The sequence below is a fragment of the Actinomadura sp. KC06 genome (genome assembly GCF_004348735.1).
Classification (GTDB): domain Bacteria; phylum Actinomycetota; class Actinomycetes; order Streptosporangiales; family Streptosporangiaceae; genus Spirillospora.
Genome location: NZ_SMKT01000190.1, coordinates 1 through 14,411 on the forward strand (window position 1 = coordinate 1; position 14,411 = coordinate 14,411).

Sequence of the window (14,411 nt, forward strand, 5' to 3'; positions counted from 1 at the left end):
CTTAGGAGGCGTTTGTACAGCTTGCCGGTGGGGTGGCGAGGGAGCTCGGCGCGGAAGTCGACCGAGCGGGGGCATTTGTAGTGGGCGAGATGGTCGCGGCAGTATGCGATCAGCTCGGCCTCCAGGGCGGGGCCCGCGTCGTCCATGGACAGGGGCTGGACGACGGCCTTCACCGCCTCGCCCATCTCCTCGTCGGGGACGCCGATCACGGCGACGTCCGCGACCTTGGGATGGACCGCCAGGACGTTCTCGGACTCCTGCGGGTAGATGTTCACCCCGCCGCTGATGATCATGTAGGAGCGGCGGTCGGTGAGGTAGATGAAGCCGTCCTCGTCCACGTAGCCGATGTCGCCGAGGGTCGTCCAGCCGCGGCCTTCCGGGTCGCGGGACGCGGCGGTCTTCGCCTCGTCGCCGTGGTACTCGAAGGACGGGCCGTTGCCGAAGTAGAGCGTGCCGGGGGTGCCCGGCGGGAGTTCGCGGCCGTCCTCGTCGCAGACGTGGACCTCGCCGAGGAGCGGGCGGCCGACGGTGCCGCGGTGGGTGAGCCAGTCCTCGGCGTTGGTGTAGACGAAGCAGTTGCCCTCGGTGCCCGCGTAGTACTCGTGCAGGACCGGGCCCCACCAGTCGATCATCCGTTCCTTGATCGGGACGGGGCAGGGCGCGGCGGCGTGCACGGCCGCCTTCAGGCTCGACATGTCGTAGCGGGCCCGCGTCTCGTCCGGGAGCTTGAGCATGCGGATGAACATGGTCGGGACCCACTGGCTGTGCGTGACTCGGTACTTCTCGATGGCCGCTAGGGCCTGTTCAGGGTCGAACCTGTCCATCACCACGACGGTCGCGCCGAAGCGGTGCAGGGTCATGCTGTAGCGCAGCGGCGCGGCGTGGTAGAGCGGCGCCGGGGACAGGTAGACCGAGTCGGCGTCGGGCTGGAAGAGCAGCGACAGAAGCCCGTAGAGGATGTTCTGGCTCCCCATGGGCCCCTTGGTCAGGGTCGGCTTGACGCCCTTGGGACGGCCGGTCGTCCCGGACGAGTACAGCATGTCGACGCCCTCGCACTCGTCCTCGATCGGCGTGGGCGGGTGCTGGGCGATGCGTTCCTCGTAGGAGTCGTAGCCCCGGGTCGTGCCGCCGAGCATGAGGCGCAGCGGCACGTCCGGTGCGGAGCGGGCGGTCTCGACCGACGCGTCGGCGATGAACGCCTTCGCCCCGCAGTTGCCCACGATGTAGGCGAGCTCCTCGGGCTGGAGCCGCGTGCTGACGGCCGTGTAGTAGAGCCCGGACCGCTGGGCGGCCCAGGCCACGGCCAGGAAGTGCGGGTGGTTCTCCAGCATGAACGCGATGTGGTCCCCCGGGCGCAGCCCCTCCGTGCGGAGCAGCTGCGCGAGCCGGTTGGACTCCTCGTTCAGTTCCCGGAAGGTGACGGTCCTCCCGGAGCCCGCCATGATGACGGCGGGCTTGTCGGGCGTCTGTGCGGCGATCTGCCCAAGGTGCATGGCCGCACGGTACCGGCCTGGCGGCCGGTGTGGAATGCCGTTCGGTTGAGCGGGCGGAGTGAGCGGTCAGACGAGCATGTGATCGAAGTCGCCGTCCTTGGCTCCTCCCACGAAGGCCTCCACCTCCTCGCGCGTGTAGACGAGCACGGCTCCCTCGGGATCACGGGAGTTGCGCACGGCGATCTCCCCGCTGGGGAGTTCGGCCATCTCGACGCAGTTACCGGACGGATTGCTCCGCCGGCTCTTCTGCCAGACGAGTTCGCCGCGCCAGACGTCCAGCATCTGTCGGCCGTCCATCGTTGGTCTGCCCCCTCCAGGCGTCTCAGCCTCCGCGCGGGAGGCCGCGATCTCGCCCCACCCCACACAATGGTACGAGATGCACGTGCATTCGTTCTTGCATCGGTTCATGCAGACGGTCTTGCATCTGCACGACTTGAGGAGCAAGATAGCGAACGCTCGCCGGTGACCACCCCGCACGCCTCTGAGGTTGTTGACCATGACCGTTGACCAGGCAGACGAAGTCGCAGCTCCCGCCGCCATGGGGGGCGGCAGGCCGCGGCACGCCCCGGCTCTTCACCCGTGGCCCGACGCGCCCCCGGCGCCGCTCGGCCCGAACACCCCCATGAACGTCTCCGCGAGCGGCCCGGCCCACGGGCCCGCGAGCGCCCCGGTCGCGGTGCCGGGCCTGGCGGGGCTCTGGCCCGCGCCGCACTCCGGCACCCCGCGCATGGCGCGCAAGGTGTTCCCCGCGGAGATCACCTCGCCCCGGTCCGCGCGCGAGTTCACCCAGGTCACGCTGGACGGGTGGGGCCTGTCCGGCGCCGCGGGCGACGTCGTCATCGCGGTGTCGGAGCTGGTGACCAACGCGCTCCGGCACGGCATGGAGGGACTCCCCCAGCCGCTGCCGCTGTGCCCCATCCAGGTCGTCCTGATCGGGCACCCGCGGCGGCTCGTCGTGTCGGTGACCGACCCGGGCGGGCGCGCGCCCGAGCCCGTCCCGAGCGACCCGGCCGGGTTCGTCGAGGGCGGCCGCGGCCTGCTGGTCGTCGGCGCGCTCAGCGACGCGTGGGGCTGGGCGCGGCTCGCCACCGGCGGGAAGGCCGTGTGGGCGGCCTTCGACCTGCGGGTCAGCCCTCCATCGCCGCCGGAAGCGACTCCGCCTGCAGCGGCCGGACCCCAGGACGCTCCAGCTCGCTGAGGAAGTCCCGGGCCCAGCGGTCCACGTCGTGCTCGATCACGCGGCGGCGCATCGTGCGCATCCGCCGCGCCTGGTCGGCGGGCTCGGCGTCGAGCGCGGCGAGCAGCGTGCCCTTGAGGCCGTCGATGTCGTACGGGTTGACCTGGAACGCGCCGCGCTTGAGCTCGGCGGCGGCGCCAGTGAACTCGCTCAGCACGAGCGCGCCGCGCAGGTCCTTGCGGCACGCCACGTACTCCTTGGCGACGAGGTTCATGCCGTCCCGCAGAGGTGTGACGACCATCACATCGGCGGCCAGGTAGAGCGCGGTCAGCTCGGGACGGTCGTACGAACTGTGCAGATAGTGCACGACCGGAAATCCGATTTCTCCGTATTCGCCGTTTATGCGGCCTACCTGCTGCTCGATCTCCTCCCTGAGCAGCTGGTACTGCTCGACCCGCTCCCGGCTCGGCGTGGCGATCTGCACGAACACGGCCTGGCCCGGCTTGAGGCGGCCGTCCTCGAACAGCTCCCCGAACGCCTGCAGCCGCTGCGTGATCCCCTTGGTGTAGTCGAGCCGGTCCACGCCGAGCAGGACCGTCGCGTCGCCCAGGTCGGTCCGGATCTCCTGCGCCCGCTCCTGGACGTCCGGACGCCCCACCAGGTCGTTCAGCTCGCCCACGTCCACGGAGATGGGGAACGCGCGAGCCCGGACGACCCGGTCGTCCCAGTACACGTCCTGCTTGACGTGGCGGGTCTCCAGGAGCCGCCGACATAGCCGCACGAAGTTGGCCGCCGCGCCCGGGAGCTGGAAGCCGACCAGGTCGGCGCCGAGCAGCCCCTCCAGGATCCGCCGCCGCCACGGGAGCTGCCAGAACAGCTCCACCGGCGGGAACGGGATGTGCAGGAAGAAGCCGATGCGCAGGTCGGGACGCAGCTCGCGCAGCATCTGCGGGACGAGCTGGAGCTGGTAGTCCTGCACCCAGACGACGCCCTCCTCCGCCGCGACCTCCGCCGCCGCCTCGGCGAACCGCCTGTTCACCTGGACGTAGGCGTCCCACATCGAGCGGTCGTAGACCGGCGGCGCGACGACGTCGTGGTAGAGCGGCCAGAGGGTGGCGTTCGAGAACCCCTCGTAGTACAGCTCCACCTCCCGCGCGGTCTGGGTGATGGGGTGCAGCGCCATGCCGTCCTCCTCGAACGGCTCCAGGCGCTCGTCGGGCGCGCCCGTCCAGCCGATCCAGGTCCCCTTCCTGCGCCGCATCACCGGGGCGATGGCGCTGACCAGGCCGCCAGGACTGCGCCGCCAGCGCGGAACGCCGTCCGCTCCGACGGTCCGGTCGACCGGAAGCCGATTGGCCACCACTACGAACTCACTACCGCGCGACACTGCGACCCGCCTCTCCAGGAAACTCCCAGTGATCACCATGCCCAGAAACGGACATCAGGAACATCTTGTCACTTCGACGTTAAGGCGAGATGTACCGAAAAGGACGGTGTCAGGCCAGCGGGGCTGCCGCCGGCGGGGATTGGATCGAGCCATATTCCTTTCCCGGCAGGTAACTCATGTTTACCGGGCCGTCATGCCGTGGGTGACTCGATGAAAAAGAGTTATCTAGATCACACTGGCAGTGCCCGACATGTTACGTGAGCCGGCGCTCACGTACTGCACCGGGAGCCCTCGCGAGCAGGCGTGCGGCAGGTTCGCCCGGATCGAGCTGCGCGGCCGCGAGTCGCGCCGACACGACGCGCAGCGCGTTGTCGCGGGCACGCCTGGCGGACGGATCGATCCCGTGGGCCGCAATGCCCGTCGGTTGGTGCACGACCCGGAGGATCGTCGGCGCGCCCGGCACGCGCATGCAGTACAGGTCGATGCGCAGGTCTCCCGGATCGGGCGAGCATGCGGCGTCGGGCAGGACGGTCACCCGCACGACCCCGTCCAGCTCCGCGGAAGGGGGCTGGGCCGCCAGTCGGACGCGATGGTCGCCGTTCTCGTGCTTCCAGCCCGCCCAGGCGCCCGGGCCGATCTCGCCCGCGATCACCGCGAACGCCTCGAACGGCTCGCGCAGCAAGGACGGCTCGCGCCGCGAGGACGGCTCGGACGGCTCGTGCGTCCCGGGGCCGGGTGGCGGCTCGGACAGCAGGTCCTCGACCCGGAGGCGCTCATCGCGGGCGCGGCGGCGGTAGACGTCGGCCAGGGCCCGGACGCAGCCGCCGTCGCCGCTCACCCGCTCCACGAGGACGATCACGTCGTACGGGTCGTAGCGGTCGCGGGCGGCGAGCCGGGCGGCGATGTCGGCCCTGAGGGACGCCTCCTGCTGAGCGAGGCGTTCGGCTTCGGCCGTCCATTCGCGATCGCCCGCGGGGTCGCCTACGGCGTCGCTCGCGGGGTCGCCTACGGGGTCGCCCGCGGGGCCGCCCGCGTGCGCCAGGTCGCGGGCGTCGCGTAGGTCGTCCTGGAGACCCCGGAGCCGCGCGGCGTCCGAATGGAGCGGCTCCAGGGCCTCCAGGCAGCGCCGGAGCCGCCGCACCGAACGGAAGTCCCGGTGGACGGACGGGTCCGCGAGGCGTTCTTCCAGGGCGGCGTACTCCGCGGCGATCGCCTCCAGCCCGTCCACGCCCATGGTGCCCAGGATCCCAGCGAACCGGGATCCGCGCACCGGCGGGCCGTGGACGGGCCGGGCGAACAGGCCGACGGCCCTGGGGCGGTGAGCGCGTCGGCCGGAAGGCCGGACCGGTCTGGTGGGGGCGGACCGGGTCCGGCACGGTCAAACCGAGTCAGGCCGGATCAAGCTGATCGGGGATCACACGTGACGGCGGGCCGGGTCAGGCCGGGACGGACTCGCGTTCCGAGGCGTCCTCGCGGCGGCGGCCCCAGATGAGGCCGTCCAGCGAGAACCGTCCCGCACCGGTGCCGGCGAGGAGCAGCGACGCCGCGAAGAGGACCATCACGTACTCGTAGCCGCCCTTGTCCAGGAAGAAGCCCTGGTCCATGTGGACGTAGTAGAACGCGCCCGCCATGTTCGCGGCGAGCAGCACACCCGCGAGCGGGACCAGCAGGCCGATGATGAGCGCGATGCCGCCCAGCAGCTCGACATAGGTGGCGAAAGCGGCGGCCGCGTCCGGCAGCGGGATGCCGAGCTCGTCGAACCCGGCGGCGACCTCGGAGTGACCGGTGTCGGCGAACTTCTTCCAGCCGTGCGCGACGAACATCACGCCGATCGCCAGCCGGCCGATCAGCAGACCGGCGTCGGAGAGGACGGGGAAACGGCGGGGTGGGAGCATGCCTCGGTCTCCTCTTGTTGAAGGTTCAAATATGAACTTCCTCCGACGCTAGCAGACTTGATTCAAATCCAGACCATCTTGAAAATTCAGCTCGCCTTCTAACCAACTAGAATCACCAGGCCACTTACAATCGCGGCATGAACCAACCCCGGGACGCCCTCGCGCCGCGGGAGCTGCGCGCCTGGATGGCCTTCCTGGCCGCCGGCCATCTGATCGACCACGAGATCGAACGGCAGCTCAAACGAGAGGGCGGACTGTCCCACGCCGAGTTCGAGGTGCTGGTCGGGCTGAGCCTCGCCGAAGGCAACCGGCTGCGCATGTCGGACCTCGCGCGCGTGGTGATGGTGTCCAAAAGCCGGCTCACGTACCAGGTCACACAGCTCGAACGGGCCGGGCTCGTCCGCCGGACCGGGAACGAGGCCGACCGGCGATCGGTGTGGGCCGAGCTGACCGACGAGGGCGCCGAGGTGCTGGCCAGGGTCCGCCCGGGGCACCGCCGCGTCGTCCGCGAGACCCTGATCGAGGTGCTGGCCCCCGAGGAGATCGACCTGCTCGGCGACGCCCTCGGCCGCGTGGCCGACCGCCTGCGGGACCGATGACCGCCGCCCGCCCCGAAGGCGAAGCGACGACGGCCGGAGGCGAGGCGCATGCGTGACTTCGGAGGCATTGTGGAGCGGTCGCCCGTGCGCGTCGTCCGGCCGAGGTCGGCGGACGAGGTCGCGCGCGCCGTCCGGGACGCCGCGGTCCAGGGGCTGGACGTGGTGCCGCGCGGCCTCGGGCACTCGACCTACGGGCAGTCGCTCACCGGGGGCGTGTCGATCGACCTGCGGGAGCTGACCGGGGTCGAGGTCGGCGCCGGGCACGCGGTCGCCGCCGCCGGGACGAGCTGGCGCGAGGTCCTCGCCGCGACGCTGCCGCACGGGCTGGCCCCGCCGGTCCTGACCGACTACCTCGACGTGACGGTCGGCGGGACGATCTCCGCGGGCGGCATCGGCGGGACGTCCCACGTCCACGGAGTCCAGGCCGGGAACGTGCTCACCCTGGACGTCGTCGTGGACGGCGAACCCGTGGTCTGCTCCCCCGCCGTCCGGCCCGGCCTGTTCGACGCCGTCCGCGCCGGGCTAGGGCGGCACGGCGTCATCACCAGGGCGACGCTGCCCCTCGTCCGCGCGCCGGAGCGCGTGCTGAGCTGCACCATCCCGTGCCGGGACGCCGAGGACGTGCTCCGCGTCCAGCGCGAGGTCACGGCGGACGCCATGTCGGCGCAGGTCAAGCCGTCCGACAGCGGCGACGGGTGGACGTACGGGGCCAAGGCCGTCCGCTACGGCGACAAGGCCGAGCCGCCGCCCGGCACCACCGAGACCGAGGAGCTTCCGTACTTCGACTTCTGCGACCGCCTGCGTCCCGACGTCGAGGAGCTGATCAGGCTCGGCGAATGGGCGCGCCCGCATCCGTGGGCGATGGTCTTCCTGCCCGCGTCGCGCGCGGCCGCGGTGATCGAGGCGACGCTGGCGGACATGACCACGGCCGAGCTGGGTCTCAGCGGCGTCATCCTGATCAAGGCGCTGCGGGTCGGTGACGTGCCGATGCTGGCCGTACCGGACGATCCCGTCCTGTTCAGCGTCCTGCGCACCGCCTCGCCGGGCTGCGCACCCGTCGCGGACATGCTCGCCGCCAACCGGACGCTCCTCGACCGCGCCCGCGCCGTAGGCGGCACCCGCTACGCCGTCGACTCCGTTCCCGTCTGAACTCCTTCGGCCGGGCAGAGGGCGTCGGCGGCGGGGTGGTCAGAGGGCCAGGGCGATGATCTCGGCGCCGGGGAGGGCGGCGAGCGCCTTGCCGGGGAGGAGGATCTTCGATCTGCGAAGGCCGCTGCCGATGACGGCCTGGGGGGCGGCGGCGACGGCCTCGTCCACGAAGATCGGCCAGCCTTCGGGGAGGCCGACCGGGGTGATGCCGCCGTACTCCATGCCGGTGAGCGCGGTCGCCTCGGCCATCGGCGCGAACGACGCCTTCCGGGCGCCGAGGCGCTTGCGGACGACGCCGTTCACGTCCGCGCGATCGGTGGCGAGGATCATGCAGGCGGCATAGGTGACCTCGCCGCCGCGCTTGGCGGCGACGACCACGCAGTTGGCGCTGGCGTCGAGCGGGACGTCGTAGCGCTCGCAGAACGCGGCCGTGTCGGCCAGCTCCGGGTCGATCTCGGCGACCTCCGCTCCCGGGACCGCGCCGATCGCCGCCGCGACCGGGTCCGCGAGCAGTTCCGGACGTCCGCCCGCCGGTCCCCATTCGAGCTTTCCGACCATGAGCGCATCCCCTTTCGTGTTCTCCGGGGCTCCCACCCTGCCACGGAGTTGGAGGCGCGATGCGCAGGCCCATCACCCGACCGGCTGGTGAACGGCACGGCGGGCGGCGTGTGGGCGCCGCCCGTTCGCCCGCCGTTTCGCGGGATGCCGGTGGGTGCGGTCAGTTCGGGCCCGCCGGGACGGCGTACGGGTCGAGGATGTACTTGCTCGCGGCGCCGTGGTCGAACTCCGCGTAGGCCTGGGGCGCCTGGTCGAGCGGGATCACCGTCGCGTTGACGTTCCGCGCGATCTGGACGCGGTCGTGCAGGATCGCCATCATCAGCTGGCGGTTGTACGTCATCACGGGGCACTGCCCGGTGGTGAGGACCTGCGACTTCGCCCAGCCGAGGCCGATGCGCAGGCCGAGCTGCCCGATCTTGGCGTTCTCGTCCGCCGCGCCCGGGTCGCCGGTGACGTACAGGCCCGGGATGCCGAGCCGTCCGGCGGCGCGAGTGATGTCCATCAGCGTGTTCAGGACGGTCGCGGGCTGCTCGCCGGTGGATCCCTCCGGGCCGTGGCCGCGCGCCTCGAACCCGACGCAGTCGACGGCCGCGTCCACCTCGGGCACGCCGAGGATCTGGTCGAGCTGCTCCGGGACGTCGGCGTGCTCGGACAGGTCGATCGTCTCGCAGCCGAACCCGCGGGCCTGGTCCAGCCGCCGCGCGTTCATGTCGCCGACGATCACGACGGCCGCGCCGAGCAGCAGGCACGCGGTGGCGCAGGCGAGCCCGACCGGGCCCGCGCCCGCCACGTACACGGTGGAGCCGGTGGTGACGCCCGCCGTGTAGGCGCCGTGGTAGCCGGTCGGGAAGATGTCCGACAGCATCGCCAGGTCCTGCAGTTTGGCCATCACGGTGTCGCGGTCGGCGGGGAACTTCAGCAGGTTGAAGTCCGCGTACGGGACGACCGCGTAGCGTGCCTGGCCGCCGTGCCAGCCGCCCATGTCGACGTATCCGTAGGCGGCGCCCGGACGCTCCCGGTTGACGTTCTCGCACACGCCGGTCTGGCGCTCCTTGCAGTTCCGGCAGCGGCCGCACGCGATGTTGAACGGGACGCTGACGAGGTCGCCCGCCTTGATGAACTCGACGTCCCGGCCGGTCTCGATCACCTCGCCGGTGATCTCGTGGCCGAGCGTGAGCCCGGCGGGCGCGGTGGTCCGGCCGCGCACCATGTGCTGGTCGGAGCCGCAGATGTTGGTCGCCAGCACTTTGAGGATGACGCCGTGCTGGAGTTTCCGGCCGTTCTGCTCGGCCAGTTCGAGTTTCGGGAAGTCCAGGTCCTCGACCGTGACCTCGCCCGGCCGCTGGTACACGACGCCTCGGTTGGTGTCCGCCACGGCCCCTCCCTCCGCGGGTCGGTGGATCAGTCCACCTCCCCTACCCGATTTGCTGCTGTTAGTCCGATTTCGATCGGGTTTCAGCCAGGGGTTCCGAGGTAGCGCAGGACGGCGAGGACGCGGCGGCTGTAGCCGGTCGCGCGCGACAGGTCGAGCTTGTCGAAGATCGCGTTGACGTGCTTCTCCACCGCGCTCTGCGAGATGTGCAGGATCTCGCCGATCGAGGCGTTGGTATGGCCCTGCGCCATGTGATCGAGGACGTCCCGTTCGCGCGGCGTGAGGCGGGACAGCGGATCGGCCCGGGTCCCGTGCGCGGCGAGGAGGCGGCGCACCACCTCCGGGTCGAACGCCGCGCCGCCCGCGCCGACGCGGTCGAGGGCGTCCAGGAACTCGTCCACCTGCGCGACGCGGTCCTTCAGCAGGTAGCCGACCCCGGTCGTGTCCGCGGTGATCAGCTCGGTGGCGTAGCGCTTCTCCACGTACTGCGACAGGACGAGGACGCCGACGTCCGGCCAGCGCTCCCTGATCTCCAGCGCGGCGCGCAGGCCCTCGTCGGTGTGCGTCGGCGGCATCCGGACGTCCACCACCACGACGTCCGGCGGGCCCGCCGCCACGGCCGCGAGCAGCGCGTCGCCGTCGCCGACCGCCGCCTCCACCTCGTGGCCCTCCTCGGCGAGCAGCCGGACCAGGCCCTCCCGGAGCAGCGTCGAGTCCTCGGCCAGCATCACCCGCACGGCAGCTCCGCGGTGATCACGGTGGGGCCGCCGGGCGGGCTGTCCACGCCGAACGCGCCGTCCAGCGCGGCGACCCTGCGGGCCAGGCCCGCGAGCCCGCCGCCGCGCGGGTCGGCGCCGCCGCTCCCGTCGTCCTCGATGCGCACGCCGATCATTGTGGCCGATCCGGTGACGTCCACCCGCACGCGGCGGGCGCCCGAATGCTTGGCCGCGTTCGTGACGGCCTCGCAGACGACGAAGTACGCGGCCGTCTCGACCGCGTGCGGGGGCCGTCCGGGCACGTCGTAGACGATCGTGACCGGCAGCGGGGTGCGTTCGGCGACCGTCTCCAGCGCGGCGCGCAGGCCCTCGCCGTCCAGCGCGGCCGGGTAGACGCGCCAGGTGACCTCCCGCAGGTCCTCAAGGGCCCGCTGCGACTCCTCGTGCGCCTGCCTCAGCAGGTCGGCGGCCTTATCCGCGTCGCCGGCGCGGCGGGCGCGTCCGATCAGCATGCCGAGCGCGACGAGGCGCTGCTGGACGCCGTCGTGCAGATCGCGTTCGATGCGGCGGCGCTCGTCGTCCACCGCGTCCACCACCTCGGCCCGGGTGACGGACAGCTGCGCGATGCGCCGCTCGTACTCCTCCAGCGGGCTCGGGCCCAGGCAGCGCCGCGCGACCGTCTTCTCCAGTGCCACGACCCCGACGAGCCCCTGGACGGCGAGGAACAGCAGCACCAGCCCGAGGACCGCCGTGTAAAGGACGATCCACCAGTCAGGCGGGATGCCGTCCATGTAGTCGCCCGAGACCCACCAGCTCCAGGCCAGCGCGACCGCCATCGCCGCGCCGTAGACCAGCAGCAGGAGGATCACCGCGCCGAGCAGCCCGACCGGAACGCGCAGGACGAGATAAGCCAGCGCCTTCAGCGGACCGTATTGGACGGGCCTGTCCTCGCCGTGGAATCTCCTGAGCCGCCATCGCTCCAGTTCGGTCGCCGCCTGGGCGGCGTCCGCGACCACCGTCGGGACCACCCGCTGGCCGCGCGAGAAGGCCAGGGAGTAGGCCATCAGGAGCGCCGCCACCGCCAGCAGGACCAGTTCCACACCGGCGGTGACCGCGCCCAGGGCCAGCCCCATCGCCGCCCGGACGAGGGCGCGCGGGCCACGGCGGTCAGAAGGTCCGGTCACGTACGACCTCTCGTGTCTCCACCCGATGCCGCCCGGCCCGCCGCTCGTCGTCCGCCCGCCGGTCCGCGGCGTCTCGCCGTGCCTTCACGATACGCACCGCGACGAACACGGCGGCGCCCAGGACGGCGAGCGCCAGCACCCCCTTGGAGTAGACGCCGACGTACTCCTCGACCGTCCGCCAGTTGTCGCCGAGCCCGTACCCGGCCAGGACGAACGTCGTGTTCCACAGCAGGCTGCCCAGGCCGGTGTAGATCAGGAACGTCGTCATCCGCATCCGCTCCACCCCGGCCGGGACGGAGATCAGGCTGCGGAAGATCGGGATCATGCGTCCGAAGAACACCGCCTTGGCGCCGTGCCGCGCGAACCACGCCTCCGTCCGGTCCAGGTCGGACAGCTTGACCAGCGGGAGCCGCGCCACGAGCGCGCGGATCCGGTCGCGGCCGATCAGCGCGCCGATCCCGTAGAGGACCAGCGCCCCGAGGACGCTGCCCGCCGTCGTCCAGATCAGCGCCGCCGCGAGGCTCATCCCGCCCTGCGCGGCGGTGAACCCGGCCAGCGGCAGGATCACCTCGCTGGGCAGGGGCGGGAACAGGTTCTCCAGCGCGATCGCCAGCCCGGCGCCCGGCGCGCCGAGCGTGTCCATCAGGTCGGTCGCCCATCCCGCGATGCCGCCGGCGGGCTCGCTCCCGGCCGCCGCGTACGCCATTTCGATCATGTTGACGACGCTAGAAAGCGCCCGTCCCCGTCACCATGGTGCGCACCGCCCGCCTGACCGGCCGCGCGCCGCACCCCGACCCTGCGGAAAACCACACCCCCGGGCCCCTTGGCCCCAGACACGCCCAGACGGGCCCAAACGCCGCCACCAGCGCCGACTCGCCGGATTCAGCGGAGAGTGAAACCGGCTCCGGCCCGGGGCTCGGCCGGGGAGGCTCGGCGCGCCGGTTCCCGCAGGCCGCGCGGGTTCTGGACGCGGACGCGCCCCGGTTTCGGACACCACGCCCGCCACCGCCCACGTAAAGAATCTTTTTGATCGACTTTTCAGTAAAGAACCTTTCTTGTAGCGTTCGCAGGGTTTTGTGAAGTGAATTCATGATCGAATATCCCGCCGCAAGATCATAAGGAAGCCGCGATGCCCTGGGCCACCGGCCTGGCCGCGGCCGCGCTCCTGGGCCTCCTGACGCTCCTGGCCACGGCGCGGCACGGCAGGCGCCGACACAGTTCGGCGAACGAGCACCCCGAGTCCCTGACGGCCGTGCTCGGCCCCGGCGACGAGGAGTACCTCGCGTGGCTGGCCGACCACCACTGGCCAGGCGACGAGTACCTCGACCTGGAACACGAGTGGCTCGGCGAGCTGGAGCCCGGCGGACCGGCCGGACCGTACGAGTCGCCGCTCTGCCCCCGCTGCGACCTGCGGTGCGAGGACGTCTGGCCGTGTCCGACGTGCGGCCGGGTACTGCACTCGTCCTGCGGCCACGGGATGCGGCGCCGGCAGGTCGACCGCCCGTACCGCACCCACGGCACCAACCCGGAGGCGGTCATCGCGGAGTGGATCTGCACGGGCTGCGCCTCCGTCGTCGGCCTGGACGTCGACCACGGCGGCGATCCCGACGAGGGCCTCTTGCGGTGAATCGAGCGTGATTGCCCCGTCTTGTCCGGCTTCACACGCTTTGGACGGTAAAGAATCCATCATCGACTTGCATATTTCGGACGTGCGACGGCAGGCTGCATCTATGTCCTTAATCACAGGGACACCGTGGAGGACACCGTGACCGCACAACACGACTCGATCTGCTCGCACGAGCCGCCCTGCCCGACGCCGGACGCCCTCGACCGCGAGGCCGCCCGCACCGTGGCCAGCCACCCGGAGCAAGGGTGGAGCCTGCTCTGCAACGGCATCGTCGTCTTCGACGACACCGGCGAGCTGCTGCCGGACGGCCGCGTGATCGCTCCGCACCGTCCCACCACCGCCGCCTAAGCCTCCGCGCGGAGGCCCCTCGCGCGGAGGCCCCGGCACCCGGCGGTCACCTGATCACGTGCCGGTCGTAGCCGAGCCGCGCCAGCTCCTCGTACGCCGCCCACGCCGCCGCCGGAACGGGCATCGGCACCTGGAAGCCCCGCTCCGCGTAGACGACCATGCGCTGCAGGTCGCCCACCATCAGCTCGATGAACTGCCGCTCGTCGTCGGCGAACGCCTCGATCCCCAGCTCGGGCGCGGACGCGGCCCAGCTCACCCCGGCCCACTGCCGCCGCGCCGTGGCCAGCGCCCGGCGCGTCATGTACGGCTTGGCCACCAGGATCCCGCTCCCCACCGCCACACCGCGCTCCTCCAGCAGCCGCCTGGACGCGGTGATGTTCTCCCCGGTGTTCGTCGCGGTCTCCTCCAGCAGCAGCGCCCGCTCCGGGACGCCGTGCTCGCGCGCGACGCGTCCGAACACCTGCGCCTCGGTCAGCTCCCATGCCGAGGTGACCTTGCCGCGTCCGCCCGACACGACCACCAGCGGCGCCCACCCCTCGTGCCAGAGCCGGGCCGCGTGCACCGCCACCCGCGTGTCGTGGCTGCCGAGCGCGAGGATCACGTCAGCCTTGGAGAGGGGCTCGGACAGGACGAGATGGTCCCAGACGATCCTGGCCAGCTCCCGCGTACGCGCGTCCACCTGAGACTCCACGGGCCCATTGTCTCCGGCGGACAGCATGTCGGGCTCCCATCCGAAGGGTCGTCCCGGTAGCGTTCAACTGTTTTGCTCCTTACGCAAGAATCATGTGGAACTCGACCGCGGAAGGACGGTGTGGTGTGCTCACAGTCCTGGTCCTCGTGGCGTTGGCCGCCCTGTTCGGCCTCTGCCTGCCGAACCTGCTCCGCCCCATGCCGCCCGTGCCCGCC

The 14,411-nt window shown here is 71.6% G+C and carries 16 protein-coding genes; 5 read left to right on the forward strand and 11 right to left on the reverse strand.

Annotated elements, in window-relative coordinates:
- Both E1287_RS36870 and E1287_RS36875 read right to left on the reverse strand, forming a co-directional pair.
- The coding region (locus E1287_RS36870) for an acyl-CoA synthetase (RefSeq protein ID WP_131969921.1) at positions 1-1,493 on the reverse strand (1,493 nt) is incomplete at its 3' end.
- Positions 1,494-1,559: 66 nt separating this feature from the next.
- Complete coding sequence (locus E1287_RS36875; protein WP_131969922.1) at positions 1,560-1,790, reverse strand: DUF397 domain-containing protein; 231 nt, start codon at positions 1,788-1,790, stop codon at positions 1,560-1,562.
- Between the two features lie 199 nt (positions 1,791-1,989).
- Between E1287_RS36875 and E1287_RS36880 the strand changes: the two genes are divergently transcribed.
- Positions 1,990-2,691, forward strand: coding sequence for an ATP-binding protein (locus tag E1287_RS36880; RefSeq protein ID WP_131969923.1), 702 nt, complete (start codon positions 1,990-1,992; stop codon positions 2,689-2,691).
- Here the strand turns inward: E1287_RS36880 and E1287_RS36885 are convergent.
- From E1287_RS36885 to E1287_RS36895, 3 genes are all read right to left on the reverse strand, one after another.
- Positions 2,621-4,057, reverse strand: coding sequence for a trehalose-6-phosphate synthase (locus tag E1287_RS36885; protein WP_279508273.1), 1,437 nt, complete (start codon positions 4,055-4,057; stop codon positions 2,621-2,623). The genes E1287_RS36880 and E1287_RS36885 overlap by 71 nt on opposite strands.
- A 253-nt stretch (positions 4,058-4,310) precedes the next feature.
- Positions 4,311-5,291 (reverse strand): PCRF domain-containing protein, encoded by a 981-nt coding sequence (locus E1287_RS36890; protein ID WP_131969925.1) that lies wholly within the window; start codon positions 5,289-5,291, stop codon positions 4,311-4,313.
- A gap of 202 nt (positions 5,292-5,493) precedes the next feature.
- The gene (locus tag E1287_RS36895) at positions 5,494-5,952 is read right to left on the reverse strand and encodes a DoxX family protein (protein ID WP_131969926.1); all 459 of its coding nucleotides are present in this window, start codon (positions 5,950-5,952) and stop codon (positions 5,494-5,496) included.
- A gap of 137 nt (positions 5,953-6,089) precedes the next feature.
- Between E1287_RS36895 and E1287_RS36900 the strand changes: the two genes are divergently transcribed.
- Together E1287_RS36900 and E1287_RS36905 are read left to right on the forward strand one after the other, a co-directional pair.
- The gene (locus E1287_RS36900) at positions 6,090-6,551 is read left to right on the forward strand and encodes a MarR family transcriptional regulator (protein ID WP_131969927.1); all 462 of its coding nucleotides are present in this window, start codon (positions 6,090-6,092) and stop codon (positions 6,549-6,551) included.
- Between the two features lie 48 nt (positions 6,552-6,599).
- On the forward strand, positions 6,600-7,700 hold the full coding sequence (locus E1287_RS36905) for an FAD-binding protein (protein WP_131969928.1): 1,101 nt from the start codon (positions 6,600-6,602) through the stop codon (positions 7,698-7,700).
- A gap of 39 nt (positions 7,701-7,739) precedes the next feature.
- Here the strand turns inward: E1287_RS36905 and E1287_RS36910 are convergent, their stop codons facing one another.
- The 5 genes from E1287_RS36910 to E1287_RS36930 form a co-directional block, all read right to left on the reverse strand.
- Positions 7,740-8,258, reverse strand: coding sequence for a YbaK/EbsC family protein (locus tag E1287_RS36910; RefSeq protein ID WP_131969929.1), 519 nt, complete (start codon positions 8,256-8,258; stop codon positions 7,740-7,742).
- A gap of 160 nt (positions 8,259-8,418) precedes the next feature.
- A complete protein-coding gene (gene fdhA / locus E1287_RS36915; protein WP_207934681.1) occupies positions 8,419-9,633 on the reverse strand; it encodes a formaldehyde dehydrogenase, glutathione-independent in 1,215 nt (404 codons plus the stop codon).
- A gap of 80 nt (positions 9,634-9,713) precedes the next feature.
- Positions 9,714-10,367, reverse strand: coding sequence for a response regulator transcription factor (locus tag E1287_RS36920; protein WP_131969930.1), 654 nt, complete (start codon positions 10,365-10,367; stop codon positions 9,714-9,716).
- On the reverse strand, positions 10,358-11,530 hold the full coding sequence (locus tag E1287_RS36925) for a sensor histidine kinase (RefSeq protein WP_243719692.1): 1,173 nt from the start codon (positions 11,528-11,530) through the stop codon (positions 10,358-10,360). The genes E1287_RS36920 and E1287_RS36925 overlap by 10 nt, the downstream gene beginning before the upstream one ends.
- A complete protein-coding gene (locus E1287_RS36930; protein ID WP_243719693.1) occupies positions 11,514-12,236 on the reverse strand; it encodes a DedA family protein in 723 nt (240 codons plus the stop codon). Before E1287_RS36930 ends, E1287_RS36925 begins: the two co-directional genes overlap by 17 nt.
- 423 nt (positions 12,237-12,659) lie before the next feature.
- Here E1287_RS36930 and E1287_RS36935 point away from each other — a divergent pair, with 423 nt between their 5' ends.
- Positions 12,660-13,157 carry a hypothetical protein gene (locus E1287_RS36935; protein ID WP_131969932.1) on the forward strand — a complete coding sequence of 166 codons (498 nt, stop codon included), beginning with the start codon at positions 12,660-12,662 and terminating at the stop codon, positions 13,155-13,157.
- 159 nt (positions 13,158-13,316) lie between these two features.
- Complete coding sequence (locus E1287_RS36940; protein WP_131969936.1) at positions 13,317-13,505, forward strand: DUF5999 family protein; 189 nt, start codon at positions 13,317-13,319, stop codon at positions 13,503-13,505.
- Between the two features lie 46 nt (positions 13,506-13,551).
- Here E1287_RS36940 and E1287_RS36945 read toward each other — a convergent pair whose 3' ends face one another.
- Positions 13,552-14,196, reverse strand: a complete 645-nt coding sequence (locus E1287_RS36945; RefSeq protein WP_165969387.1) for a YdcF family protein — start codon at positions 14,194-14,196, stop codon at positions 13,552-13,554.
- Positions 14,197-14,411 lie beyond the last annotated feature (215 nt).